The organism is Kineococcus radiotolerans SRS30216 = ATCC BAA-149, from assembly GCF_000017305.1.
Taxonomy (GTDB): domain Bacteria; phylum Actinomycetota; class Actinomycetes; order Actinomycetales; family Kineococcaceae; genus Kineococcus; species Kineococcus radiotolerans.
In genome coordinates this window covers 811,236-836,854 of the sequence record NC_009664.2, presented here as the reverse complement: position 1 = coordinate 836,854, position 25,619 = coordinate 811,236, and the positions used below count along the sequence as shown (strand labels likewise).

Here is a 25,619-nt window from a genome sequence, read left to right as displayed (position 1 = left end):
GACGACCTCGACCGGGGTCGGCCCCCGACCCCGCCGGGGCGGCCTTGCGGGGCCGGGAACTGACCAGACGTAGGCGGTCGATCACCCTCCGGAGTTCCCGGGGGGTGCCCGCCGGCCCGGGCCGGGTGCGTCCCCGCGCGCCGGGCCGGGCCGCACCCGTCCGGCTGGGAGGATCGCGGCCATGAGCAGCGGAGCGGGGCCCCGGCCGGGACGCGCGCGGTCGCGTTTCGCCCCGGAGGTCCTCCCCGACGGGCGCCGGCGCTACGGCCACGAGGCCGTCGTGGCCCGCCGGGCCCTGCTCGTCGGCCTCGTCGCGACCGGGACGGGGGCCGGGGTCCTCGCCACCCGCCTCGGGGGGAGCGACCCGGCCCGCGTGGCCGCGGGCGCCGACCCCGCCGTGCAGGACCCCGTCGCCGCCGGCGGGCCCGCCCCCGCGGCCACGCCGGCCCCGTCGGTCCCCCCGACCGCGCCGGGACCGCGGCACTCCCTGACCGACGCGGCCAGTCCGTGGGTGGTGGTCAACAAGCAGCACCCGATCGACCCCCTCGACTACGCCCCCGAGCTCGCCACCGTCGGCGGCAAGGAGGTCGCGGCCGTCGTCGCCGACGACCTGCGGGCCCTGCTGGCGGCCGCCGCGGCCGACGGGGTGTCCCTCACCGTGACCAGCGGGTTCCGGTCCCTGGAGCACCAGCGCGCGGTGCACGACTCCGCGGTGTCGCGCGACGGGCTGGAGACCGCGGAGAGCGTGTCCGCCCGCCCCGGCCACAGCGAGCACCAGACCGGCCTCGCCATCGACTTCAGCGGCAGCACCCGGCCCGGCTGCCTGCTGCGGAACTGCTTCGGGCAGACCCCGGAGTCGGACTGGCTGGTGGCCCACGGCGGGCGGTTCGGGTTCCTCCTGCGCTACCCCGAGGGCAAGACCGACGTCACCGGCTACGCCCCCGAACCGTGGCACTGGCGCTGGGTGGGGGCCGAGCTGGCGGCCGAGGTGGCCGCGGCGGGTTCCCCGACCCTGGAGGAGTTCTTCGGCGTCACGGGCGGGACGACCTACGCCTGACACCTCTCGGGGTGCGTTCTCGCACCGCCTGTACTGAAGTAGGTCGGGTGCAGCTAGGGGCTACCGCAGCAGAGGCCGTGACCATCCGCGGCAACGACGTCATCCTGAGCGCCGACGGGCGCACCGAGGTCTACGACCTCGCCTACGTGCGGATGCTCGTCCCGTACCTCACCGGGGAGCGGGACGTGCCGCCGATGCGCCTGGCCCACTTCCGCCCCGGGATCAAGCCCTGGCTCTGCCTCAGCGTCATCGAGGACGACGGGTCCGAACCCAACCTCGCCGGGGTGGTCGTCTACTCCGGCCTCGGCAGCCACCGCGAGATGGGGCTGCACCTGAGCCGGGCCGAGGCCTGGCGGCTGGCCGACAAGCTCCAGCGGTCGATGCCGGTGTTCGAGCAGCGGACCCACGAGGCCGGCGGACCCGCCCACGAGGAACCCGCCCGCGAGGAAGCCGCCCGCGAGGAACCGGGGCCGGCCGCCTGAGGCCCCGGCGCCCCGCCGGCCGGTGACAGAGCCGGCGCGGCGCCGGGGCGGGTCAGGGGTGCGTGCGGCGGGGCCGGGCGACGAGGACCAGCACCAGCGCGGCCGCTCCCGAGCACCCCAGCATCACCGCGACCATGGGCACCGCCGAGTGCTCACCGGCCAGGCCCACCAGCGACGAGACCAGCGCGCCGACGGTGAACTGCAACGCCCCCTGCAGCGCCGAACCGGTGCCGGAGGCGAACCGCACCTCGTCGGCCGCGAGCGCCGTGGCGTTGCCGAAGACGAGACCGATGCTGAACATCGTGAACCACAGCAGGACCAGCACGGCGGGCGCCCAGGCGTCGAGGGCGACGACGGTGGTGAACAGCCCCGCGGCGCAGACGACCTGCAGGGCGACGCCCGCGGTGAGCACCTGCGCGGGGGTGCGGCGGCGCAGCAGGCGGTTGGAGACGGCGCCCGCGGCGACGATCCCCAGGGCGTTGGTCGCGAACACCACCGAGTAGGTCCGCGGGGAGAGCCCCACCACGTTCTGCAGGACGAACGGCGAGGCCGAGACGTAGGCGAAGACGGTCGCGAAGACGAGCACGAGGCACCCGACGTAGCCGACGTAGCGCCGCCGGGACAGGACCGCGCGCGCCGTCGAGGCGACCTCGCGCAGCCCGCCGGCGTGGCGGCGCTCCCGGGGCAGGGTCTCGGGCAGGACGAACCAGGCGGCGACGAGCATCGCGGCCGCGAGCAGGGCCGTGACGCCGAAGATCCCGCGCCAGCCGCCGTGGCCCGCGATCAGCCCGCCCAGCACGGGAGCCAGGACGGGGGCGACCCCGCCGATGACGCCGAGGGTCGAGAACGCCCGGGCCGCGGTCCGCCCGGTGGCGAGGTCGGCGATGACGGCGCGGCCGATGACCATGCCCGCCGCCCCGGCCAGGCCCTGCACCAGGCGGGCCGCGACGAGGACGCCGATCGAGGGGGACAGGGCGCAGACCACCCCGGCCAGGAACGTGACGGCGGTGCCGGCCAGCAGCAGCCGGCGCCGCCCGAGGCGGTCGGAGAGCGGCCCGAGGACGAGCTGCCCGACGGCCATGCCGAGCATGAACGTCGTCAGGGTGAGCTGGACCCGGGCGGCGCTGGTGGACAGGTCGCGGGCGAGGTCGGGGAACGTCGGCAGGTAGGTGTCGATGCCGAAGGGACCGATCGCGCAGAGCAGCGCGATGGTCACCAGCAGCCGGGGCGGCACCTCCTGGCTCGGGGTCGCGGCCCCGGGGGCGGGGGCGGGGGCGGCGCCGCGCGGCGCGGGCAGGCGCCGGGCGGCCGGAGGGCGGCGGGGGGGACGAGCGGGGCGGGTCGCCGCGTTCTCGCCGGTGGGGCGGGTCGGCACGGACGTCCTTCCGGGTCACGGGGGTGTCCCCCCGTTCTACATCGGTACCCGGTCACGCATCGAGCACGTCGCGTGTCGCCCCGGCGGTCATTCCGGGTCGTGATGACCGCGGCGACGACGGCGACGGCGACGGCGGCCGGCGCGCCGGTGGCCGGGAACCGCCCGGCTCGCCTCCCCGGATCACGGCGCCCTCGAAGTTAGGCTCCTGCACCGTGCACCTGAAGACCCTCACCCTCAAGGGGTTCAAGTCGTTCGCCTCCGCGACGACGCTGCGGCTCCAGCCGGGGATCACGTGCGTGGTCGGCCCGAACGGTTCCGGCAAGTCCAACGTCGTGGACGCCCTGACCTGGGTCATGGGGGAGCACAGCGCCAAGAGCCTGCGCGGCGGCAAGATGGAGGACGTCATCTTCGCCGGCACCACCGGCCCGGAGGGGCGCTCCGCGCTCGGGCGGGCCGAGGTCAGCCTCACCATCGACAACACCGACGGCGCGCTGCCCATCGAGTTCGCCGAGGTGACGATCACCCGCACGATGTTCCGCACCGGCGGCTCCGAGTACGCGATCAACGGCCAGAACTGCCGCCTGCTCGACGTGCAGGAACTCCTCTCCGACTCCGGCATCGGCCGCGAGATGCACGTCATCGTCGGCCAGGGCCAGATCGACGCCGTCCTGCACGCCTCGCCCGAGGAGCGCCGCGCCTTCATCGAGGAGGCCGCCGGGGTCCTCAAGCACCGCCGCCGCAAGGAGAAGGCGCTGCGCAAGCTCGACGCGATGGAGGCCAACCTCACCCGCGTCGCCGACCTCGTCACCGAGATCCGCCGCCAGCTCAAACCGCTGGGCCGCCAGGCCGAGGTGGCCCGGCGCGCGCAGGTCGTCCAGGCCGACCTGCGCGACGCGCGGCTGCGGCTGCTCGCCGACGACGTCGTCCAGGCCAGCAGCTCCCTGCAGCGCGACGAGGCCGACGAGGCCGCGCTGAAGGCGCGCCAGGTCCAGGTCGAGGCGGACCTCGCCGAGGCCGCCCGCCGCCTCGCCGACGCCGAGGCCGCCGCCGCGGCCGCCGCCCCGGACCTCGCCCGCGCCGTGGAGACCCACCACCGGCTGCAGTCCCTGGCCGAGCGCCTGCGCGGGGTGCAGGCCCTCGCCGCGGAACGGCTGCGGCTGCTCGCGAGCGAACCGGACGAGCAGACCGGCCGCCGCGACCCCGAGGAGCTGCAGGCCGCCGCCGACCGCGTCCGGGCCGAGGAGGCCGAGCTCGCCGGGCAGGTCGCCGCCCACCGGGCCGCGCTCGACGAGGTCCTCGCCGCCCGCGCCGAGGCCGACCGCGCCGCCCGCGCCGAGGACCAGCGGGTCGCGGCGGCCCTGCGCGCCGCCGCGGACCGGCGCGAGGGCCTGGCCCGGCTGGGCGGGCAGGTCGCGGCCCGCACCAGCCGCGTGGAGGCCGCGGAGGCCGAGCTGGAGCGGCTCTCGGGGGCGCTGGCCGACGCCGAGCAGCGCCGCGCCCGCGCCCAGGCCGAGTTCGCCGCCCTGGAGACCCAGGTCGCCGGGGTCGAGGAGGGCGAGGAGGGCCTGGACGCGGAGCACGAGGCCGCGGCCGCCCAGCTGGAGACCGCCGAGGCCGCCCACGAGGCGGCCCGCGCCGAGCTGCAGGCCGCCGAGCGCGAACGCGCCACCTGGGCCGCGCGCAAGGAGGCCCTGGAGATCGGCCTGGACCGCAAGGACGGCGCCGGGGCCCTGCTGGCCGCCGGGTCCGCGCTCTCCGGGGTCCTCGGCTCGGTCGCGGCCCTGCTCAGCGTCGAGAACGGCTACGAGCAGGCCGTGGCCGCCGCGCTGGGGACCGCCGCCGACGCCGTCGTGGTCACCGGCCCCGCCGACGCGGGCCGGGCCATCGCCCACCTCAAGGACGAGGACGCCGGCCGCGCCGGGATGCTCCTCACCTCCGCCCCCGGCTCCGGCGCCGCGCCCGCCGTCGACGCCCCGCCCGGCGCGCGCGCGGCCCTGTCCCTGGTCACCGTCCCCGCGGACCTGCAGCCGGCGGTGGCCCGGCTGCTCGGCGACGTCGTCGTCGTCGCGGACCTCACCGCCGCCCAGGACCTGGTGCGGACGCGGCCGGACCTCGTGGCCGTGACCCGCGACGGGGACCTCCTCGGCACCCACCTCGCCGCCGGCGGGTCGCGCTCGGCCCCCAGCCTTCTCCAGGTGCAGGCGGCCGTCGACGAGGCCACCGACGCGCTCTCGGCGGCCGGGCACCGCGCCCAGCGCGCCCAGTTCGCCCTCCAGCAGGCCCAGGCCGAGCGGGCCGCGGCGAGCGACCGGGTCGAGGCGGCCCTGGACCGCCTGCACGACTCCGACGCCCGGATGAACGCCGTCGCCGAGCAGCTCGGCCAGCTCGGCTCCGCGGTGCGCGCCGCGGCGGCCGAGGCGGACCGGCTCCGGGCCACCCGCACCCAGGTGGGCGAGCGGCTCGCGACCGACCGGGCCGAGCTCGCCGACCTCACCGAGCGGTTCGAGGTGGCCTCCGCCGCCCCCGCCGAGGACGGCGACGTCTCCACCGACGAGCGCGACCGCCTCGCCGAGGTCGCCCGCGGCCTCGGCCGCACCGAGACCGACGCCCGGCTCGCGCTGCGCACCACCGAGGAACGCGCCCGCGCGCTCGCCGGGCGCGCCGAGGGCCTGCAGCGGCAGGCCCGGGAGGAGCTCGCCGCCCGCGAGCGCGCCGCCGCCCGCCGGGCCCGGCGGGCCGAGCAGGTCCGCGTGGCCACCCGCGTCCGCGAGGGGGCCGCGGTCGCGCTCGCAGCGTGGGAGACCTCCGCGGCCCAGGCCGCGACCCTGCGCCGGGCCGCCGAGGCCGCCCGGGCGGGCTTCGACGAGGAGGTCGCCGGCGCCCGCCGGACCGTGGAGGCGCTGAAGACCGAGCAGCAGCGCCTCGGCGACACCCGCCACGCCGACGAGGTGGCCCGCGCCCAGCAGCGGTGGAAGGTCGACCAGCTGCGGCAGCGCTCCCTGGAGGAGCTCGGCACCGACCCCGACGTCCTCGTCGCCGAGTTCGGCCCCGACCAGCTCGTGCCGCCCTCGCCGCCGGCCCCGGGCGACCCCGAGCCGCAGAGCCCGCCGGAACCGCGCCCCTACGTGCGCGCCGAGCAGGAGAAGCGCCGCCGCGCCGCGGAACGGGCGCTGTCCCAGCTCGGCCAGGTCAACCCCCTGGCCCTGGAGGAGTACGCGGCGATGGAGGAGCGCCACCAGTTCCTCGTCACCCAGTCCGACGACCTCCGCCGCTCGCGCAAGGACCTGCTCGACATCGTCAAGGAGGTCGACGAGCGGGTCGAGCGGGTGTTCTCCGAGGCGTTCGCCGAGGTGGCCGAGCAGTACGAGCAGGTCTTCCCGCGCCTCTTCCCCGGCGGGGAGGGGCGCCTGGTCCTCACCGACCCCGCGAACATGCTCACCACCGGCATCGAGGTCGAGGCCCGCCCGGCCGGCAAGAAGGTCAAGCGGCTCTCGCTGCTGTCCGGCGGGGAGCGCTCGCTGGCCGCGGTCGCGATGCTGGTGTCGATCTTCCGGGCCCGCCCCAGCCCCTTCTACGTCCTCGACGAGGTCGAGGCCGCGCTGGACGACGCGAACCTGTCGCGGCTCATCACCCTGTTCGAGGAGCTGCGCGCCTCCAGCCAGCTCATCGTCATCACCCACCAGAAGCGCACCATGCAGATCGCCGACGCGCTGTACGGGGTGACGATGCGCGGGGACGGCATCAGCACCGTCGTCAGCCAGCGGCTGCGGGAGCCCGAACCGGCCTGAGGCACCGACGGTGACGCCGCGGTGAGCATCCGGTCACGGGGCGGCAACGGTGCGCGCGCCGAGTGGTGCGGGCGGGGCGGGCGGGGCAGCCTGGTCCCGTGATGAACCGGATGGTGGTGCTCCCGTGCTGACGACCCTGCTCGTGACGTTCGTGCTCACCGTCGGGCTGGCCGCGGTGGTCCTGCTCACCGTCGCCGCGCCCGCGATGCGCCGGCGCGGCAGCCGGCTGATCGCGCGCGTCGACGCCTGGGCCGGTCGCGCCCTGCCCGTGGTGCGCCACCACCGCGACCGCGCCGCCGCGCAGCTCGCCGCGCGCCTGGAGGCCCAGCACCGCTCCCGCGGCGAGGGACGGCGCACGGCCCGCGCCCGCTGACCCGGCTGCGCCGACCCGCCCGCCTCCCGGCGTCTGGGAGGATCGACGCTCGTGGACACCGTCGAACTGATCATCGGCCTCCTCGTCGTCATCGCCCTCGCGGGGGTCGGCGCCGTCGTGGGGCTCGTGCGGCCGCGTCGCCGCCGCGGTTCCCTCCCGCCCCGCCCCGGCGCCCGCGCCGCGACGGGCCCGGGGGAGGACCCCCTGCCGGGGGTGGGTGACGACGCCGAGGTCCCGCGCGACTCCCCCTCGCGCGCGGTGGACGTCCTCGACCTGCCCGAGGGCCCGCTGGTGGAGCGGCCCGCGCCCGCGCTGGGCCGCCTCGTCCGGCTGCGCGAGCGCCTGTCCCGCTCCAACTCCGCCCTGGGGCAGGGCCTGCTCGCGCTGCTCTCGCGCGACACCCTCGACGAGGCGACGTGGGAGGAGGTCGAGGAGACCCTGCTCCTCGCCGACGTCGGCTTCGGGCCCACCACCGAGATCGTCGACGCCCTGCGCGAGCGGGTGAAGGTCCTCGGCACCCGCGAACCCGCCCTGCTGCGGGAGATGCTGCGCGAGGAGCTGCTCAGGGCCGTCGGCACCGACGTCGACCGCACCCTGCGCACCACCCGGCACGCCGACCGCCCCGCCGTGATCATGGTCGTGGGGGTCAACGGCACCGGCAAGACCACCACGGTCGGCAAGCTCGCCCGCGTGCTGGTCGCCGAGGACAAGGACGTCGTCCTCGGCGCGGCCGACACCTTCCGCGCCGCGGCCGCCGAGCAGCTCGCCACCTGGGGGGACCGCGTCGGGGTCCCCACCGTGCGCTCGGACAAGGACGGCGCCGACCCCGCCTCGGTGGCCTTCGACGCCGTCAAGCAGGGCATCGACGACGAGGTCGACGTCGTGATCGTCGACACCGCCGGCCGCCTGCAGAACAAGGTCGGCCTCATGGACGAGCTCGGCAAGGTCAAGCGGGTCGTGGAGCGCCACGGACCCGTCGACGAGGTGCTGCTGGTGCTGGACGCCACCACCGGCCAGAACGGGCTGCGCCAGGCCGCGGTCTTCTCCGAGGTCGTCGACGTCACGGGCATCGTGCTGACCAAGCTCGACGGGACGGCCAAGGGCGGGATCGTCGTCGCCGTGCAGCGCTCCCTCGACGTGCCGGTGAAGCTCATCGGGCTGGGGGAGGGCCCCGACGACCTCGCCCCCTTCGACCCCGAGGCGTTCGTGGACGCGCTGCTGTCCTGACGCGGCGCGGTGACCGTCGGGTCACGCTGCGGTGACGGGGAGGGACGGCCGGACCTCGCGTAACGCGATGTTCACACGCCCACCGCCCCCGTCACCTGCGTGAAACACGACGTGCCGGGGTTCGTAACGGGGGAACGCCACGGTGGAGCCGCTCCACGCCGCTCCACGCCGCTCGCGACCCCTCCGCGGCGGCCGTCCCCCGATCCCCGCCGGCCCCGCCGGCCTCGTGGAAGGCTCCGCTGCCCATGGACACCGGTGACACCGCCTGGGTTCTCACCTCAGCGGCCCTCGTGCTGCTGATGACCCCCGGACTCGCGCTCTTCTACGGCGGCATGGTCCGCGCCAAGAGCGTCCTGAACATGATGATGATGAGCTTCGGCGCCATGGCCCTCATCGGGGTCCTGTGGGTGCTCTACGGCTTCTCGATGGCCTTCGGCGACGACGTCGGCGGCGGGCTGCTCGGCAACCCCTTCGAGTACTTCGGCCTCACCGGCCTGCTCGGGGCCGACAACCTCGTCGGCACGCTGCCGGCCATGGCCTTCGTGGCCTTCCAGTCCGTCTTCGCCATCATCGCCGTCGCCCTCATCTCCGGGGCCATCGCCGACCGCGCCAAGTTCGGGGCCTGGATGGTCTTCGCCGGCGTCTGGGCGACGGTCGTGTACTTCCCCGTCGCGCACTGGGTGTTCTCCTTCGACGGCGTCGTCTCCGAGGTCGGCGGCTGGATCGCCGGCGCCGGGGCCATCGACTTCGCCGGCGGCACCGCCATCCACATCAACGCCGGCGCCGCCGGTCTCGCCCTCGCCCTCGTCCTCGGCAAGCGCCGCGGCTTCGGCCGCGAGCCGATGCGCCCGCACAACCTGCCCCTGGTCATGCTCGGCGCCGGGCTGCTCTGGTTCGGCTGGTTCGGCTTCAACGCCGGCTCCGCGACCGCCGCCAACGGCACCGCCGCGGTCGCCTGGGTCAACACCCTCGCCGCCACCTGCGCCGCCGTCCTGGGCTGGCTGCTCACCGAGAAGATCCGCGACGGGCACGCCACCTCCCTCGGCGGCGCCTCGGGCGCCGTCGCCGGCCTCGTCGCCATCACCCCCGCCTGCTCCGCGCTGAACCCGGTCACCTCGATCGTCGTCGGCGTGATCGCCGGTGTCCTCTGCGCCCTGGCCGTGGGCCTGAAGTACAAGCTCGGCTACGACGACTCCCTCGACGTCGTCGGCGTCCACCTCGTCGGTGGGCTCTGGGGCACCCTGGCCGTCGGCCTCTTCGCCACCGCCGACGCCCCGGCCGCCGTGGACGGCCTCCTCTACGGCGGCGGACTGGGCCAGCTGTGGATCCAGTTCTACGCGGCCGTGGTCGTCATGGTCTTCTCCTTCGTCGTGACCTGGGTCATCGGCACCGCCATCCAGAGGACGATGGGCTTCCGCATCGACGAGGAGGACGAGGTCGCCGGCATCGACCAGGTCGTGCACGCCGAGTCCGGCTACGACTGGGGCACCCTCACCGGGGGCGGCGGCCGGGTGGTCGGCTCGCCCGCCAAGCCGACCGACGCCCGCCACGCCAGCACCGGAACCTCGGAGGTCAACGCATGAAGCTGCTCACCGCCATCATCAAGCCGCACAAGCTCGACGACGTGAAGTCGGCGCTGGAGTCCTACGGCATCCAGGGCCTGACGATCTCCGAGGCCTCCGGCTACGGCCGCCAGCGCGGCCACACCGAGGTCTACCGCGGCGCCGAGTACACCGTGGACCTCGTGCCGAAGGTCCGCGTGGAGGTCCTCGTCGACGACGTCGACATCGCCGACGTCGTCGAGGTCGTCGTCAAGAGCGCCCAGACCGGGCGGATCGGCGACGGCAAGGTCTGGACCCAGCACGTCGAGGACGTCGTGCGCGTGCGCACCGGCGAGCACGGCCCCGACGCGCTCTGACCCCGACCCCGAGGAGACCCCTGGTGAACCCGTCTCGGGCAGGCCGACGCTGAGCGCGGACCTGCGCACCGAGCGACTCGCGCTGGCGGTGCGGGCCGGACGCCCCGGCCCGCACCGCCGCGCCGAGCTCGTCGAGCTCGTCGAGTCCCGGCTGCGCGACGTGTGGGACGACGCCCTGGCGCCCTTCGCGGCGGGGGCGCCGGACCTGCTGGGGGACGGCTCGGGGGTCGCCCTGGCCTGCGTGGGCTCGCTGGCCCGCGGCGACTGCGGTCCCGCCAGCGACGTCGACCTCGTCCTCCTGCACGACGGCCGGCGCCTGACCCGCGACGACGTCGCGGCGCTCGCCGACCGCGTCTGGTACCCGCTGTGGGACCAGGGGCTGCGCCTGGACCACTCGGTGCGCACGGCCAAGGAGTGCCGCGAGGTCGCCGCCGCGGACCTCGCCGCCGGGACCGGGCTGCTCGATCTGCGCGTCGTCGCCGGCGACGGCGGGCTCGTGGCCCGCACCCGCGGGCACCTCCTCGACGACTGGCGCGCCGGCGCCCGCCGGCGCCTGCCCCAGGTCCTCGACGCCCTCGCCGAGCGCGCCGCGCGCTTCGGCGAGCTCGCCTACCTGCTCGAACCCGACCTCAAGGAGGCCCGCGGCGGGCTGCGGGACGCCATCACGCTGCGCGCGCTGGCCGCGAGCTGGCTCACCGACCGCCCCCACGGCGCCGTCGACGAGGCCCACACCGTCCTGCTCGACGTCCGCGACGGCCTGCAGGCCTCCTCCGGGCGGCCCGGGGACCGGCTGGTCCTGCCCGAGCAGGACGCCACCGCCGTCGTCTGCGGCTACGCCGACGCCGACCTCCTGCTGGCCGCCGTCGCCCAGGCCGCGCGCACCATCTCCGCCGCCGTCGACGTCACCACCCGCCGCGCCCGGCAGTCGATGCCCACCCGCCGCTTCCGCGCCGCCGGCCGCCGGCCCCGGCTGCGCTCGCTGGGCCACGGCCTCGTCGAGCACGACGGGGAGGTCGTCCTCGGCGCCGGGGTCAGCCCCGCCGACGACCCCGTCCTGCCGCTGCGCGCCGCCGCGACCGCCGTGCGGGTCGGGCTGCCGCTCTCCCCGGTCACGCTGGAGCACCTCGTCGCCACCTGCCCCCCGCTGCCCGTCCCGTGGCCGCCCGCCGCGCGCGAGGCGCTGCTGGAGCTGCTCGCCGCCGGGCCGGCCCAGGTCCCCGTCTGGGAGTCGCTGGACATGGTCGGGCTCGTCGAGCGGTGGATCCCGCAGTGGACCGCGATCCGCAACCGCCCCCAGCGCAACGCCGTCCACCGCTGGACCGTGGACCGCCACCTCATCGAGACCGCCGTCGGCGCCCACCCGTTCCTGCGCGAGGTGGAGCGCCCGGACCTGCTGCTGCTCGCCGCCCTGCTGCACGACCTCGGCAAGCTGCCCGGCGCCCAGGACCACGCCCGCACCGGGGCGCCGCTGGCGCGGGCCGTGGCCGACCGCGTCGGGCTGGACGCCGAGGACGCCGCCGTCGTGGAGCGGCTCGTCGCCGAGCACCTCACCCTCGTCGACCTCGCCACCCGCCGCGACCCCGACGACCCCCGCACCGTGGCCGCCCTCGTCGACGCCGTCGGGGGCCGGGCCGAGACCCTGCAGCTGCTGCGGGCCCTCACCGAGGCCGACGCCCGCGCCGCCGGCCCCGCGGCCTGGTCCCCGTGGCGGGCCCGCCTCGTCGACGACCTCGTCGCCCGCGCCCGCAAGAGCCTCGCCGGGGAGCAGGCCCCCGGCCCGGCCCCCTTCGACGAGGCCGAGCAGGCGCTCGCGGCCGCCGTCGCCGCCGACGGGGAGAGCCGCGTCGTCGTCCGCGAGGTCGACGGGTTCTTCGTCGTCACCGTCGTCACCCCCGACCGCACCGGGGTCTTCGCCGACCTCGCCGGGCTGCTGGCCGGTCACCGCTTCCTCGTGCGCTCCGCGCTCGTGCGCACCCTGGACGGGGTGGCCGTGGACTCCTGGTGGGTGGAGTCGCCCAGCGGGGAGCCGCCCTCGGCGGTCCTGCTGCGCCAGGGCCTGGAGCGGATCGTCGGCGGGGACGTCGCCCTGCTGGAGCGGCTCGCCGCGCGCGACGCCCAGACCCCCCGCCCCGCCGGCGGGGTGCGCTCGCTGGTCGCCCACCCGCGCATTGTCATCCTGCCCGGCGCCTCCGAGCGCGCCACCGTGCTGGAGGTCCGGGCCGCGGACCGGCCCGGGCTGCTGCACGCGCTGGGCCGCGCGCTGGCGGAGGAGGGGATCGACATCCGCTCCGCGCACGTGGCGACCTACGCCGCCCAGGCCGTCGACGTGCTCTACCTGGCGGAGGCTTCGGGGGAGCGGTTGTCGCCCCCGCGGGTGGCCGTGGCGATCCGGGTGCTGTCCGACGCGGCGGAGGTCCCGGGCTAGCACGCGGCCGCGGCGGTGGGGCGGCTATAGGCTGGGGTCGTGTTCGCCACGCTCTCCGACCGTCTCACCGCCACGTTCAAGTCCCTGCGCGGCAAGGGGCGGCTCACCGAGGCCGACGTCGACGCGACCGTGCGGGAGATCCGCCGGGCGCTGCTCGACGCCGACGTCGCGCTGCCCGTCGTGCGGGAGTTCACCTCCCGCATCCGCGAGCGGGCCACCGGCGCGGAGGTGCAGCAGAACCTCAACCCCGCCCAGCAGGTCGTCAAGATCGTCAACGAGGAGCTCGTCGCCATCCTCGGCGGGGAGACCCGGCGGCTGCGGTTCTCCAAGAACCCGCCCACGGTGATCATGCTCGCCGGCCTCCAGGGCGCGGGCAAGACGACGCTGGCCGGCAAGCTCGGGCGCCACCTGAAGCAGAACGGCAACCGGCCGCTGCTGGTGGCCTGCGACCTGCAGCGCCCCAACGCGGTCAACCAGCTCCAGATCACCGGCGAGCGCGCCGGGGTCGACGTCTTCGCCCCCGAGCCCGGCAACGGCGTCGGCGACCCCGTCTCGGTGGCCCGCCAGGGCCTGGAGCACGCGCGCCACCACCACTACGACGTCGTCGTCGTCGACACCGCCGGCCGCACCGGCGTGGACGCCGAGATGATGCAGCAGGCCATCGACATCCGGGCCGCGGTCACCCCCGACGAGGTCCTCTTCGTCCTCGACGCCATGGTCGGCCAGGACGCCGTCGCCACCGCGGAGGCCTTCCGCGACGGCGTCGGCTTCGACGGCGTGGTCCTCACCAAGCTCGACGGCGACGCGCGCGGCGGGGCCGCGCTGTCGGTGCGCCAGGTCACCGGCCAGCCGGTGATGTTCGCCTCCACCGGCGAGAAGCTCGACGACTTCGAGCTATTCCACCCCGACCGGATGGCCTCGCGCATCCTGGACATGGGGGACGTCCTCAGCCTCATCGAGCAGGCCGAGAAGGCCTTCGACGCCGACCAGGCGCAGGCGATGGCGGCGAAGTTCGCCGCCGACGAGGACTTCACCCTCGACGACTTCCTCCAGCAGCTCAACGCCGTGCGCAACATGGGCTCGCTGAAGAAGATGCTGGGGATGCTGCCGGGCATGGCGCAGATGCGTCAGCAGCTCGACGCCTTCGACGAGCGCGAGTTCGACCGCATCGAGGCGATGGTCCGCTCGATGACGCCGCTGGAGCGCCGCCAGCCGCGCATCATGAACGGCTCCCGGCGCGCCCGCGTCGCCGCCGGCTGCGGGCAGAGCACCTCCGCCGTCAACGACATGCTCGAGCGCTTCGGCCAGGCCCAGAAGATGATGCGCTCCCTGCGCAACGGCATGGCCGGCGGCACCGGCATCCCCGGGATGCCGGGCATGGGCGGCGGGGGGGCCTCCAAGAAGCAGAAGGCCCGCGTCGCCGCGGCCAAGGGCAAGAAGGGCAAGAGCGGCAACCCCGCCAAGCGCGCCCAGCAGGAGCAGGCCGCGGCCGCCAAGCCCGCCGCCCTGCCCGGCTCCGCGTTCGGGCTGCCCGACCCCGAGAAGGGCTTCGACCCCGCCGACCTGAACCTGCCGAAGGGGTTCGACAAGTTCCTCGGCAAGTGAGCCGGTCCCGCCGGTGACCGACGTCCTGCACCTCAGCGGGCCCCTGCTGGTGGGGCCCGACGAGGTCGTGGGGCAGGCGTGGGTCGTCGGCGGGCGGCTGACCCTCAGCCGGCCCGCGGGGGCCTCCACCACGACCCTGCCCGGCTGGGTGCTGCCCGGTCTCGTCGACGCCCACTGCCACGTCGGCATCGGGGCGCACGGGCGGGTCGAGGACGCGGTGAGCGAGGCGCAGGCCCTCGCCGACCGCGACGCGGGGGCGCTGCTGCTGCGCGACGCCGGGTCGGCCTCGGAGACCCGCTGGATCGACGACCGCGAGGACCTGCCGCGCATCGTGCGGGCCGGGCGGCACCTGGCCCGCACCCGCCGCTACCTGCGCGGGCTGGCCCACGAGATCGAGCCCGAGGACCTCGTCGAGCACGTGCGGGTCGAGGCCCGCCGCGGCGACGGGTGGGTGAAGCTCGTCGGCGACTGGATCGACCGCTCCACCGGCGACCTCGCCCCCTGCTGGCCGGCCGACGTCCTCGCCGCCGGCGTCGCCGCGGCCCACGAGGCCGGAGCGCGGGTGACCGTCCACCAGTTCGGCGAGGACGGGGTCGAGGACCTGCTGGCCGCCGGGGTCGACGGCATCGAGCACGGGACGGGGCTGCGCCCGGAGGTGCTCGCCCGGGTGGCCGCCGCCGGGATCGCGGTGGTGCCGACGCTGGTGAACATCGCCACCTTCCCCTCCATCGCGGCGCGCGGGGAGGCGAAGTTCCCCGCCTACGCGGCGCACGTCAGGTCCCTGCACGCCCACCGGTACGCGACCGTCGCCGCGCTGCACGAGTCCGGGGTCGCGGTGTTCGCGGGCACCGACGCGGGCAGCGTCCTGCCGCACGGCCTGGTCGTGGACGAGCTGCACGAGCTCGTCGCCGCGGGGCTGCCCGTGACCGCCGCGCTGGACGCGGGCTGCTGGGCGGCCCGCAGGTGGCTGGGGCACCCGGGGCTGGTGGAGGGCGCCAGCGCGGACCTGCTCGTCCTCGACGGCGACCCGCGGGCCGACCTCGGCGTGCTGCGCCGCCCGCGGGTGGTGCTGCGCGGGCGCCTGCTGCCCTGACCGGAGCGGTGTCGTGGGTCGTCGTCGACCTCTGGCACAATGCTGGAGCACTCGTTCGTCCAGGGACCCTCTCACCCGGGACGCGCGTGTCCACGAGCAGCACCTCTCGGCGTCCCCACACCGAGCGGTTCGCTCAACACTCAGAACCGGGAGACACCCCACACCGTGGCTGTCAAGATTCGCCTCAAGCGCATGGGCCAGATCCGCGCGCCGTTCTACCGCATCGTCGTCGCCGACTCGCGCAACAAGCGCGACGGGCGTTCGATCGAGGAGATCGGGCTCTACAACCCGATGACCGACCCCTCGACCATCGAGGTGAAGTCCGAGCGCGTGCAGTACTGGCTCGGCGTCGGCGCGCAGCCGACCGAGCAGGTCGCCGCGCTGCTCAAGGTCACCGGTGACTGGCAGAAGTTCAAGGGCCTGCCCGGCGCCGAGGGCACCTACCGCGTCCCGACCGCCAACACCAAGCCCCCGCGCATCCCCGGCGGCGGCGCGGCGAAGGCCGTCGAGGCCCCGGCCGAGGCCCCCGCCGAGGCGGAGACCCCGGCGTCGGAGTCCTGACCCGGTGCTCGCGGACGCTCTCGAGCACCTCGTGCGCGGCATCGTCGGGCACCCGGACGACGTGCAGGTGACGTCGAAGACGTTGCGGCGCGGCGGTCTGCTCGAAGTCCGCGTGCACCCCGACGACCTCGGCCGGGTCATCGGCCGGGCCGGTCGCACCGCCAAGGCCCTGCGCACCGTGATCGGTGCGCTGCCCGGCGGCAAGCAGGTCCGCGTCGACCTCGTCGACGTGGACAAGCGCTGAGCAGCAGTTCCCGGGAGCGCCGGGGTCGCCACGGCGACCCCGGCGCTCCTGCGTTCCCCGACCGTTTGGAGAGTTGACGTGGAGTACGTCGTCGCCCGTGTCGGGCGACCCCACGGCGTTCGCGGTGAGGTGACCGTCGAGGTCCGCACCGACGACCCGGACACCCGCTTCGCCCCCGGCGCGGTGCTGCGCACCGACCCCGACCGCGGCCCGCTCACGGTCGCCACGGCGCGCTGGCACAACGGGACCCTGCTGCTCACCTTCCAGGGGGTCGAGGACCGCACGGCCGTCGAGGGGCTGCGCAACACCCGCCTCGTCGTGGACCTCGACGACGAGGCCGACCCCGACGACGACGCCTGGTACCCCCACCAGCTCCAGGGCCTGGCGGCGGTCACCACGACGGGCACCCCCCTGGGGACGGTCAAGGACCTGCTCACCGGGGGCGCGCAGGACGTCCTCGTGGTCACCGGGACCGACGGGCGGGAGGTCCTCGTCCCCTTCGTCACCCCCCTCGTCCCGCGGGTGGACGTGAAGCGCGGGAAGGTCGTGCTCAGCCCGCCGGGCGGGTTGTTCGTCGAGCTGCCCGGGGAGCCCGAGGAGTGAGGCTCGACGTCGTCACGATCTTCGGGGAGTACCTGCAGCCGCTGCAGCTGTCCCTCATCGGCAAGGCGCAGGCGCAGGGCCTGCTCGACGTGCGGGTCCGCGACCTGCGCGAGCACACCCACGACCGCCACCGCACCGTCGACGACACCCCCTACGGCGGGGGAGCGGGTCTGCTCATGAAGCCCGAGCCCTGGGGGGAGGCCCTGGACGCCGTCCTCGCCGACCCCCCGGAGGACGCCGACCCGCGCGGGCCGGTGCTGGTCGTCCCCTCGCCCGTGGGCGAGGTCTTCACCCAGCGCGCCGCCGTGGAGCTCGCCGCCGAGCCGTGGCTGGTGTTCGCCTGCGGGCGCTACGAGGGCATCGACGCGCGCGTCGTGGAGCACTACCGCACCCGGGTCCGGGTGCGGGAGGTCTCCCTCGGCGACTACGTCCTCAACGGGGGCGAGGTCGCGGTCCTGGCCATCACCGAGGCCGTCGCGCGGCTGCTGCCCGGGGTGATCGGCAACGCCGCCAGCCTCACCGAGGAGAGCCACGCCCCCGAGCACGACGGGCTGCTGGAGCACCCGGCGTACACCAAGCCCGCCTCCTGGCGCGGGCTGGACGTCCCGGCCGTGCTGGCCGGCGGCAACCACGCGGCGGTGGAGCGCTGGCGGCGCGACGAGGCGTTGCGGCGCACCGCGACCCGGCGACCCGACGTGCTGGCCCGGCTCGACCCGGAGCGCTGCGACGCCCGGGACCTCGCCGTCCTGGCCGAGCTCGGCTGGACCCCGGACGGCTCCGGATTCCGTGCCGGGGGCGACCCTGTGGCAGACTCGAGCGACACCAACGAGCCGTGACGGCCGGTGACCGCTGCCCCCGGGCGGCGGAGGGCGCGCCTGCCACAGGGGGCGGACCCCACCGGACCACCCGTCGCGGGACCAACGCCTGTGCCGATGACCTGTGGCGTCGACAGGAGAAGTGAGCGAGAACCATGAACCTGCTCGACAACGTCGACGCGGCCAGCCTGCGCACCGACGTCCCGGACTTTCGCGCCGGCGACACCCTCAACGTCCACGTCAAGGTCGTCGAGGGCAACCGCTCCCGCGTCCAGGTCTTCAAGGGCATCGTGATCCGCCGCACCGGCGGCGGGATCCGCGAGGCCTTCACCGTCCGCAAGGTCAGCTTCGGCGTCGGCGTGGAGCGCACGTTCCCGCTGCACACCCCGATCATCGACAAGATCGAGGTCGTGACCCGCGGTGACGTGAAGCGCGCCAAGCTCTACTACCTGCGCGACCTGCGCGGCAAGGCCGCCAAGATCAAGGAGCGCCGCGAACCCCGCGGCTGATCCCGGCAGCACCGCGCGAGAGCCGGGTCCCCTCGGGGGCCCGGCTCTCCGTGCGTCCCGGCCCGTGTCGCGCGACCCGCGGGCTCCCCGGCGCTGCGTAGACTCGCCCCGCCGCCTCGCGAACCCCTGCGACCCGCGGTGACAGCACCCGGCCAGGCAGGAGCTCCGTGACGACCACCCAGCCTCCCCGGACCGCGGAGCGGGGACGATCCCGGGGCGCTCGCGCCGTCCTCGTCCTGGCCATCGCCCTGCTGCTGGTGCTGCTGGTGCGCACCTTCGTCGTCCAGACCTTCTCCATCCCCTCCGACTCCATGAGCCCCGCCCTGCGGCCGGGGGAGCGGGTCCTGGTGTGGCGCGTGGCGGCCCAGGACGTGCAGCGCGGCGACGTGATCGTCTTCGACGGCACCGGGACGTTCGCCGACGCGCCCCCCGAGCCCGAGGGTCTCGCCCGCGCCGGCGGGGCGGTGGCGCAGCTGCTCGGCTTCCGCCCCGGGGAGTCCGACTACGTCAAGCGGGTCGTCGGCCTGCCCGGCGAGCGCATCACCTGCTGCGACGAGCAGGGCCGCCTGCTGGTGGACGGCGTCCCGCTGGACGAGCCCTACCTCCACCCCGGCGACGCCCCCAGCGACGTCGAGTTCGACATCGAGGTCCCCGACGGGAGACTGTGGTTGATGGGCGACCACCGCAGCGACTCCGTCGACTCCCGCTCCCACCTGGGCTCGCCCGGCGGGGGGACGGTGTCCCTCGACGACGTCATCGGGCGGGTGGTCGCCGTGACCTGGCCGTTCGGTTCGGTCGGGACGGTCGGACGGGGGAGCGGTTCGTGAGTGCAGACCAGGGTGCGCAGCAGGACGCCGCGCAGGAGCCCACGGGCCCGCGCCCCCCGGCACGGCGGTCCCCGGGCGGCGGGGTGCTCGCCGCGGTCAAGGAGACCGTGCTCGTCGTCGCGGTCGCCCTGGTGGTCTCGCTCGTCGTCAAGACGTTCCTCCTGCAGGCCTTCTTCATCCCCTCGCAGTCGATGGAGCAGACCCTCGACATCGGTGACCGCGTCATCGTCAGCAAGCTCACCCCCGGCCCCTTCGAGCTGCACCGCGGCGACGTCGTCGTCTTCTCCGACCCCGGGGGCTGGCTGGGGGAGACCGCCCCGACCCGCCGGGGAGCGGTGGGGACGGTCGTGGCGGAGGTCCTGACCTTCGTGGGGCTGCTGCCCGAGGACTCCGACGACCACCTCATCAAGCGCGTCGTCGGTCTGCCCGGTGACCACGTCGTGTGCTGCGACGCGCAGGGGCTCATCACCGTGAACGACACCCCGGTGGACGAGTCGGCCTACCTCGCGGCCGGGGCCGTCCCCAGCGAACGCGCCTTCGACGTCGTCGTCCCCGAGGGCGAGCTGTGGGTCATGGGCGACAACCGGCCCGAGTCCGCGGACTCCCGCTACAACACCGACTCCGAGCCCTACCACGGCTTCGTGCCCGTCGACCTCGTCGTGGGCCGCGCCCACGCGGTCGTGTGGCCCCTGCCGCACTGGGCCTGGCTGGGGCACCAGTCCGGGTTCGACGGGGTCGGCGGCGTCCCGGGGACGAAGTGAGCCCCGCCGGCGGACGGGTCCCGCCCTCCCTGCGCCTGGAGCGGCAGTTCCTGCGCGCCGGGCACGCCCTCGTCGCGGGCGTCGACGAGGTCGGCCGCGGCTCGCTGGCCGGCCCGGTGAGCGTGGGGGTGCTCGTCGTGGACGCCGCGACCCGCACCGCCCCCACCGGTCTGCGCGACTCCAAGCTCCTCACCCCCGCCGCGCGCGAGGCCCTGGCCCCCAAGGTCCGGCGCTGGGCGGTCGCCTCCGCCGTCGGGCACGCCGAACCGGGCGAGATCGACGCCGTGGGCATCGTCGCCGCGCTGCGGCTGGCGGGGCGGCGCGCCCTGGCCCAGCTGCCCGTCCCGCCCGACCTGGTGATCCTCGACGGCAACCACGACTGGCTGAGCGACCCGCGCGAACCCTCCCTGCTCGACGCGCTCGACGGGCTCGGCGACCCCGCCGCGGGACTGCCCTGCCCGGCGCCGGCGGTGACGACCCGCGTCAAGGCCGACGTGACCTGCGCGGCGGTCGCCGGGGCCAGCGTGCTGGCCAAGACGACCCGCGACGCGCTGATGACCGCGCGCCACGAGGAGTTCCCGCACTACGGCTGGGCCGGCAACAAGGGCTACAGCGCGCCGGACCACCTCGAGGCGCTCGCCGCGCACGGCGCTTGCCCCCAGCACCGCCGCAGCTGGCGGCTGCCCGGGGTCGCCGCGGCCGCCGGGGTCCCCGCGCCCCGGTCGGGGCCGGGCGACGCGCTCGTGGACGTCACCTCCGACACCTCGTCGCCCCGAGGGGCATGATGGTCCCGTGAGCGCCGAGGACCTCGAGAACTACGAGACCGAGATGGAGCTTCAGCTCTACCGCGAGTACCGGGACGTCGTGTCGCTCTTCTCCTACGTGGTCGAGACCGAACGGCGCTTCTACCTCGCCAACTCGGTCGACCTGCAGGTGCGGACCGCCGACGGCGAGACGTACTTCGAGGTCACCCTGCACGACGCGTGGGTGTGGGACGTGTACCGCCCGGCGCGGTTCGTGCGCGACGTGCGCGTCGTGACGTTCAAGGACGTCAACGTCGAGGAGCTGCAGAAGCGCGACATCGAGGTGCCCGACACCCCGGAGCTGCGCGACCGCTGACCCGTGGCCGCTGGTCCGCGACGGCCGGATCCGCGCATCTCATCCGCGCGGTGGATCGGCCGATCGTCGGAGCTTCTGAGGTGTGGGATGATCGTCCCGCGGGACGCGCCCCACTGCCGGGGGGTCGTTGAGGCGCGTCCCGTTCCCCCGCCCCGCGCAACCACGCCGCGATGACGCCGCAGTGACGCCGTGAGGACGCCGTGAGGACGCCGCGGGCCGCACAGCGGGCCCCCCGTCCCCGTCCTCCACAGGCTCCGCCGTCCGGATCGGGTGCCGTGCCCCGCCGGCGGCAGCCTCCTCCCCGGAGGTGGTGCACGTGCGCGCGAAGGACGCCGTGGGGCAGTACGGGGAACGGGTGGCCGTCCGGCGGCTGACCGAGGCGGGGATGACCGTCCTGGACAGGAACTGGCGCTGCCGGTCCGGTGAGATCGACGTGGTGGCCCGGGACGGGGACTGCCTCGTCGTGTGCGAGGTGAAGACCCGGCGCAGCGTCAGCGCCGGGACGGCGCTGGAGGCGGTGACCCCGCAGAAGCTGGCGCGGCTGCGGCGGCTGACGGGGGAGTGGCTGGCGGCCCACCCGGGCGTCAACCCCCCGCGCGTCCGGCTCGACGTCGTCGCCGTCACGGTCCCCGAGCGGGGTCCGGCCACCGTCCAGCACGTCGCGGGGGTCTCCTGATGGCCCTCGCGCGGTCCCTGGCCGTGGGTCTGGTCGGCCTCGACGGGCACCTCGTCGAGGTCGAGGCCGACATCTCCACGGGCCTGCCGGCCTTCGTCCTCGTCGGGCTGCCCGACGCCTCGCTGCACGAGGCCAAGGACCGGGTGCGCGCCGCCGCGGCCAACTCCGGGTTCCCGCTGCCCCAGCAGCGGATCACCGTCAACCTCTCACCCGCGACGCTGCCCAAGAACGGCTCCGGCTTCGACCTCGCCGTGGCCGTGGCGGTGCTCACCGCCGCGGGGGTGCTCCCGCCGGAGGCGTCGGCCGAGGCCGTGCACCTGGGCGAGCTCGGCCTGGACGGCAGCGTCCGCGCGGTGGACGGGGTGCTGCCGGCGGTCCTGGCCGCCGCCCGCGCCGGTGTCCGCCGCGTCGTGGTCCCCGAGGCCAGCGCCGAGGAAGCGGCCCTGGTCCCCGGCGTCAGCGTGCGCGCCGTGCGGTGGCTGGCCCAGCTCGTCGCGGACTACCGCGGCGACCCCCCGCTGGAGCTGCCCGACCCCCCGCGCACCTTCACCCCGCCGCAGCCGCGCCGCCCCGGCGCGGTGCGCGACCTCGCCGACGTCGTCGGCCAGCCCGAGGCGCGCTTCGCCCTCGAGGTGGCCGCAGCCGGCGCCCACCACCTGCTGATGAACGGCCCCCCGGGGGCCGGCAAGACGATGCTGGCCGCGCGGCTGCCCGGTCTGCTGCCGGACCTCGACGAGGAGGCCGCCCTGGAGGTGACCGCCGTTCACTCCGTCGCGGGGACCCTGCGGGGACGGGCGGGGACGGCCCTCATCACCCGCCCGCCCTACGAGGACCCCCACCACACCGCGTCGGTCGCCTCCGTCGTCGGGGGCGGCAGCGGCGTCCCCCGCCCGGGTGCGGCCTCGCGCGCGCACCGCGGCGTCCTCTTCCTCGACGAGGCCCCCGAGTTCGAGGCCCGCGTCCTGGACGCCCTGCGCCAGCCCCTGGAGCAGGGCGAGCTCGTGCTGCACCGGGCCCGGGGGACCGCCCGCTACCCGGCGCGCTTCCAGCTCGTCCTGGCCGCCAACCCCTGCCCGTGCGGGCGGTCCACCGGCAAGGGGCTGGACTGCACCTGCAGCTCCCAGGCCCGCCGCCGCTACGCGGCGAAGCTGTCCGGTCCCCTCCTGGACCGGGTCGACGTCCAGCTGCAGGTGCAGGCCGTCACGCGGGCCGAGGTCGCCGAGGGCGGCGCCGGTGAGACCAGCGCCGTGGTGGCGGCCCGCGTCGCCGCGGCCCGCGCCGTGCAGGAGGAACGGCTGCGCCGGCACGGGATCCGCACCAACGGGGACCTGCGCGGGCCGGTGCTGCGGGGACCGCTGCGGCTGCCCCCCGCGGTCACCACCGACCTCGACCGGGCCCTGGACCGCGGGGTCCTGACCCTGCGCGGGGTGGACCGCGTCCTGCGGGTGGCCTGGACCGTCGCCGACCTGCGCGGGGCGGACGCCCCGGGCCGCGACGACGTCGGCCGGGCCCTGGCCCTGCGCGGCACCCCGGCCGCGGGAGCCGCGGCGTGAACCGCCGCTCCGGCCCCGGCCGGGCGGCGGTGCCGCCGGCCGGGCCCGTCCCCGCCGCGCTGCGGGCCGCCCTGGAGGACGACCGGCTGGCCCGGGCGGCCTGGAGCCGGCTGGCCGAACCCGGCGACGCCGCCGCGGCCCACCTGGTCGCCGAGGTGGGCGCGGTCACCGCGCTGGAGGCCGTCCTCGCCGGGCGCGGTCCCGACCGCTGGCGGACCCGCTCGCGCGAGGCCGATCCCGCCGGCGACCTCGCCGCCGCCCGCGCCGCCGGCGGGCGGCTGGTCGTCCCCGGCGACGACGAGTGGCCGGGGCGCCTGGAGGACCTCGACCGCGACGCCGGCGGTGAACGGCCGCTGGGGGCGCCGTTCTGCCTGTGGGTGCGCGGTCCCGCCCACCTGCGGGAGGTCACCGCCCGCAGCGCCGCCCTCGTGGGGGCCCGGGCCGCCACCGCCTACGGTCAGCACGTCACCTCCGAGCTGGCCGCCGGCCTGGCCGACCGCCGGTTCGCCGTCGTCAGCGGCGGCGCCTTCGGCATCGACGCGGCGGCCCACCGCGCGGCGCTCGCGGTCGGGGGCGTGAGCGTGGCCGTGCTGGCCTGCGGGGTGGACCGCAGCTACCCGCCGGGCAACGCCGCGCTGCTGGCCCGGCTGGCCGAGCGCGGGGCCCTGGTCAGCGAGGTGCCCCCGGGGTCGACCCCCACCCGGTGGCGCTTCCTGGAGCGCAACCGGCTGATCGCGGCCCTCACCAGCGGGACGGTCGTGGTGGAGGCGGCCTGGCGCTCCGGCGCGCTGTCCACCGCGGACCGGGCGGAACGGCTGCTGCGGCCGGTGGGGGCCGTCCCGGGCCCGGTGACCTCCCCGGCGTCGGCGGGGTGCCACCGGCTGCTCCGCGAGCGCGGTGCGGTGTGCGTCACGAGCGCGGACGAGGTCGCGGAGCTCCTCGGGGAGCTGGGACGGGAACCGGCGCCGGTCCGCAGCGTCGAGCGCCGGGCGTTCGACGGCCTCGACCGCGACGAGCTGCGGGTCGCGGAGTGCCTGCCGCGGCGGGGCGGCTGCGACCTCGAACGCCTCGTCCTCGACGCGGGTCTGGAGCTGGCGGTCGTGCAGTCGGTCCTCGGCCGCCTGGAGCTGTCCGGGATCGCGGTGCGCGTCCCCGGCGGCTGGCGGTCGGGGGTGCCGGGGTGAAAAGCAGTGGGCGGCGCCACGCCGGGCGGGTACCGTCGATCCTCGTGCCTGGCGCGGAAGACGTTGCCGTGCAGGCTCATCGGACGCAAGGGGAGGGAACCGCCGTGGAGCGGATCAACGGCAAGCTGGTGAACTGGGCGTCGATCCTGGAGGAGAAGACGCGCCGGCAGGCCGAGACCGCCTCCACCATGCCGTTCATCCACCCGCACATCGCCCTCATGCCCGACGCCCACCTGGGCAAGGGGGCGACGGTCGGCTCGGTCATCCCGACCGACGGCGCGATCATCCCGGCCGCGGTCGGGGTGGACATCGGGTGCGGGATGATCGCGGTCCGGACGCAGTTCCGGGCCGGGGACCTCGCCGGCCGCGACCTGTCGGTGCTGCGCGAGGCGATCGAGCGCAGCGTGCCGCTGTCGGCCGGAGCGGCCAACCGCGACGTCTCGGCCACCGCGCAGCCGCGGGTCGCCGAGCTGGAGGCCCTGCACCCCGAGCGCGCGGGGTTCCGCGAGGCGCTGGCGCCGAAGTGGCGCACCGCGCTGGGGACGCTCGGCTCCGGCAACCACTTCATCGAGGTGTCCCTCGACGAGACCGGGGCGGTCTGGCTCTTCCTGCACTCCGGCTCGCGCGGGCCGGGCAACAAGCTCGCGAGCCACCACATCGCCGTCGCGCAGCGGCTGTGCGCGCAGTGGTTCGTCGACCTGCCCGACCGCGACCTCGCCTACCTGGTGGAGGGCACCGCGGAGTTCGACGACTACGTGGCCGACCTGCGCTGGGCGCAGCACTTCGCCCTGCTCAACCGCGAGGAGATGATGGACCGCGTCGCGGCCCGCCTCTCGGACTTCCTGGGGGAACCGGTGCAGGAGCAGGAGCGCATCAACTGCCACCACAACTACACCGAGCGCGAGCGGCACTTCGGTCGCGAGGTGTGGCTGTCGCGGAAGGGCGCGATCCGCGCCGACGCCGGCCGCCCCGGCCTCGTGCCGGGGTCGATGGGCACGGCGAGCTACGTCGTGGTGGGCAAGGGCAACCGGCTGGCGCTGGACTCCTCGCCCCACGGGGCGGGGCGGGAGTTCAGCCGGTCCGCGGCGCGCCGCACGTTCACCCGCGAGCAGTTGCGGGAGGCCATGCGGGGCATCGAGTACCGCGACACCGACGCGTTCCTCGACGAGATCCCGGCCGCCTACAAGGACATCGACCGGGTCATGGCCGACGCCGCCGACCTGGTGGAGATCCGGCACACCCTGCGTCAGGTCGTGAACGTCAAGGGGGACTGAGCCGCCGGCGGTCGGGACGTGCGTGCTCGTCGGGGGAGCTGACACTCGTAGCGTACAGGAGTTGTTCGGTCACGCTACGCTGTCATCGACGCAGATCGACACGCACGTCCCCGCGGAGCGCTCGCGGGGATCGCACCGTCGGGCCCACCC

The 25,619-nt window shown here is 75.9% G+C and carries 24 protein-coding genes; 23 read left to right on the top strand and 1 reads right to left on the bottom strand.

Going from position 1 to position 25,619, the window contains the following annotated elements; all coding sequences use genetic code 11:
- Nucleotides 1-181 precede the first annotated feature (181 nt).
- Nucleotides 182-1,057 (top strand): M15 family metallopeptidase, encoded by an 876-nt coding sequence (locus KRAD_RS04120; RefSeq protein ID WP_012084261.1) that lies wholly within the window; start codon nucleotides 182-184, stop codon nucleotides 1,055-1,057.
- 77 nt (nucleotides 1,058-1,134) lie between these two features.
- The gene (locus tag KRAD_RS04115; RefSeq protein WP_041291892.1) at nucleotides 1,135-1,539 is read left to right on the top strand and encodes a hypothetical protein; all 405 of its coding nucleotides are present in this window, start codon (nucleotides 1,135-1,137) and stop codon (nucleotides 1,537-1,539) included.
- A 52-nt stretch (nucleotides 1,540-1,591) separates the two neighbouring features.
- On the opposite strand, the gene KRAD_RS04110 is transcribed toward KRAD_RS04115, so the two are convergent.
- Nucleotides 1,592-2,914, bottom strand: a complete 1,323-nt coding sequence (locus KRAD_RS04110) for a multidrug effflux MFS transporter (protein ID WP_238985704.1) — start codon at nucleotides 2,912-2,914, stop codon at nucleotides 1,592-1,594.
- Nucleotides 2,915-3,126: 212 nt separating this feature from the next.
- On the opposite strand from KRAD_RS04110, the gene smc reads away from it, so the two are divergent.
- From smc to KRAD_RS04005, 21 genes are all read left to right on the top strand, one after another.
- Nucleotides 3,127-6,702, top strand: a complete 3,576-nt coding sequence (gene smc, locus KRAD_RS04105) for a chromosome segregation protein SMC (RefSeq protein WP_011981983.1) — start codon at nucleotides 3,127-3,129, stop codon at nucleotides 6,700-6,702.
- Nucleotides 6,703-6,826: 124 nt separating this feature from the next.
- Entirely contained in the window at nucleotides 6,827-7,075 is a 249-nt protein-coding gene (locus KRAD_RS04100; protein WP_041291891.1) for a hypothetical protein, read from the top strand.
- 51 nt (nucleotides 7,076-7,126) lie between these two features.
- The gene (ftsY, locus tag KRAD_RS04095; protein WP_011981981.1) at nucleotides 7,127-8,302 is read left to right on the top strand and encodes a signal recognition particle-docking protein FtsY; all 1,176 of its coding nucleotides are present in this window, start codon (nucleotides 7,127-7,129) and stop codon (nucleotides 8,300-8,302) included.
- A 245-nt stretch (nucleotides 8,303-8,547) separates the two neighbouring features.
- Nucleotides 8,548-9,885 carry an ammonium transporter gene (locus tag KRAD_RS04090; protein WP_011981980.1) on the top strand — a complete coding sequence of 446 codons (1,338 nt, stop codon included), beginning with the start codon at nucleotides 8,548-8,550 and terminating at the stop codon, nucleotides 9,883-9,885.
- Nucleotides 9,882-10,220 carry a P-II family nitrogen regulator gene (locus KRAD_RS04085; protein ID WP_011981979.1) on the top strand — a complete coding sequence of 113 codons (339 nt, stop codon included), beginning with the start codon at nucleotides 9,882-9,884 and terminating at the stop codon, nucleotides 10,218-10,220. Before KRAD_RS04090 ends, KRAD_RS04085 begins: the two co-directional genes overlap by 4 nt.
- 49 nt (nucleotides 10,221-10,269) lie before the next feature.
- On the top strand, nucleotides 10,270-12,645 hold the full coding sequence (locus tag KRAD_RS04080; protein WP_157873784.1) for a [protein-PII] uridylyltransferase: 2,376 nt from the start codon (nucleotides 10,270-10,272) through the stop codon (nucleotides 12,643-12,645).
- 39 nt (nucleotides 12,646-12,684) lie between these two features.
- Nucleotides 12,685-14,250, top strand: a complete 1,566-nt coding sequence (gene ffh, locus KRAD_RS04075) for a signal recognition particle protein (protein ID WP_011981977.1) — start codon at nucleotides 12,685-12,687, stop codon at nucleotides 14,248-14,250.
- Between the two features lie 13 nt (nucleotides 14,251-14,263).
- Entirely contained in the window at nucleotides 14,264-15,343 is a 1,080-nt protein-coding gene (locus KRAD_RS04070) for an amidohydrolase family protein (protein WP_011981976.1), read from the top strand.
- Between the two features lie 165 nt (nucleotides 15,344-15,508).
- Nucleotides 15,509-15,904: a 30S ribosomal protein S16 gene (rpsP, locus tag KRAD_RS04065; protein ID WP_011981975.1), complete on the top strand. Its 396-nt coding sequence runs from the start codon at nucleotides 15,509-15,511 to the stop codon at nucleotides 15,902-15,904.
- A gap of 4 nt (nucleotides 15,905-15,908) precedes the next feature.
- Nucleotides 15,909-16,148, top strand: coding sequence for an RNA-binding protein (locus KRAD_RS04060; protein WP_011981974.1), 240 nt, complete (start codon nucleotides 15,909-15,911; stop codon nucleotides 16,146-16,148).
- Nucleotides 16,149-16,226: 78 nt separating this feature from the next.
- Nucleotides 16,227-16,751 (top strand): ribosome maturation factor RimM, encoded by a 525-nt coding sequence (gene rimM / locus KRAD_RS04055; RefSeq protein ID WP_011981973.1) that lies wholly within the window; start codon nucleotides 16,227-16,229, stop codon nucleotides 16,749-16,751.
- A complete protein-coding gene (gene trmD / locus KRAD_RS04050; protein ID WP_011981972.1) occupies nucleotides 16,748-17,587 on the top strand; it encodes a tRNA (guanosine(37)-N1)-methyltransferase TrmD in 840 nt (279 codons plus the stop codon). Before rimM ends, trmD begins: the two co-directional genes overlap by 4 nt.
- A 134-nt stretch (nucleotides 17,588-17,721) precedes the next feature.
- Nucleotides 17,722-18,075, top strand: coding sequence for a 50S ribosomal protein L19 (gene rplS, locus KRAD_RS04045; protein ID WP_011981971.1), 354 nt, complete (start codon nucleotides 17,722-17,724; stop codon nucleotides 18,073-18,075).
- A gap of 167 nt (nucleotides 18,076-18,242) precedes the next feature.
- Nucleotides 18,243-18,902, top strand: a complete 660-nt coding sequence (gene lepB / locus KRAD_RS04040; protein WP_011981970.1) for a signal peptidase I — start codon at nucleotides 18,243-18,245, stop codon at nucleotides 18,900-18,902.
- Nucleotides 18,899-19,663: a signal peptidase I gene (lepB, locus tag KRAD_RS04035; RefSeq protein ID WP_011981969.1), complete on the top strand. Its 765-nt coding sequence runs from the start codon at nucleotides 18,899-18,901 to the stop codon at nucleotides 19,661-19,663. The genes lepB (KRAD_RS04040) and lepB (KRAD_RS04035) overlap by 4 nt, the downstream gene beginning before the upstream one ends.
- Nucleotides 19,660-20,448, top strand: coding sequence for a ribonuclease HII (locus KRAD_RS04030; protein WP_011981968.1), 789 nt, complete (start codon nucleotides 19,660-19,662; stop codon nucleotides 20,446-20,448). The genes lepB (KRAD_RS04035) and KRAD_RS04030 overlap by 4 nt, the downstream gene beginning before the upstream one ends.
- Before the next feature lie 7 nt (nucleotides 20,449-20,455).
- Nucleotides 20,456-20,782, top strand: coding sequence for a DUF2469 domain-containing protein (locus KRAD_RS04025; RefSeq protein ID WP_011981967.1), 327 nt, complete (start codon nucleotides 20,456-20,458; stop codon nucleotides 20,780-20,782).
- A gap of 307 nt (nucleotides 20,783-21,089) precedes the next feature.
- Nucleotides 21,090-21,458 (top strand): YraN family protein, encoded by a 369-nt coding sequence (locus KRAD_RS04020; RefSeq protein ID WP_011981966.1) that lies wholly within the window; start codon nucleotides 21,090-21,092, stop codon nucleotides 21,456-21,458.
- Nucleotides 21,458-23,011, top strand: a complete 1,554-nt coding sequence (locus KRAD_RS04015) for a YifB family Mg chelatase-like AAA ATPase (protein WP_011981965.1) — start codon at nucleotides 21,458-21,460, stop codon at nucleotides 23,009-23,011. The genes KRAD_RS04020 and KRAD_RS04015 overlap by 1 nt, the downstream gene beginning before the upstream one ends.
- Complete coding sequence (dprA, locus tag KRAD_RS04010) at nucleotides 23,008-24,195, top strand: DNA-processing protein DprA (RefSeq protein WP_011981964.1); 1,188 nt, start codon at nucleotides 23,008-23,010, stop codon at nucleotides 24,193-24,195. Before KRAD_RS04015 ends, dprA begins: the two co-directional genes overlap by 4 nt.
- 104 nt (nucleotides 24,196-24,299) lie before the next feature.
- On the top strand, nucleotides 24,300-25,469 hold the full coding sequence (locus KRAD_RS04005; protein WP_011981963.1) for an RtcB family protein: 1,170 nt from the start codon (nucleotides 24,300-24,302) through the stop codon (nucleotides 25,467-25,469).
- Nucleotides 25,470-25,619: the final 150 nt, after the last annotated feature.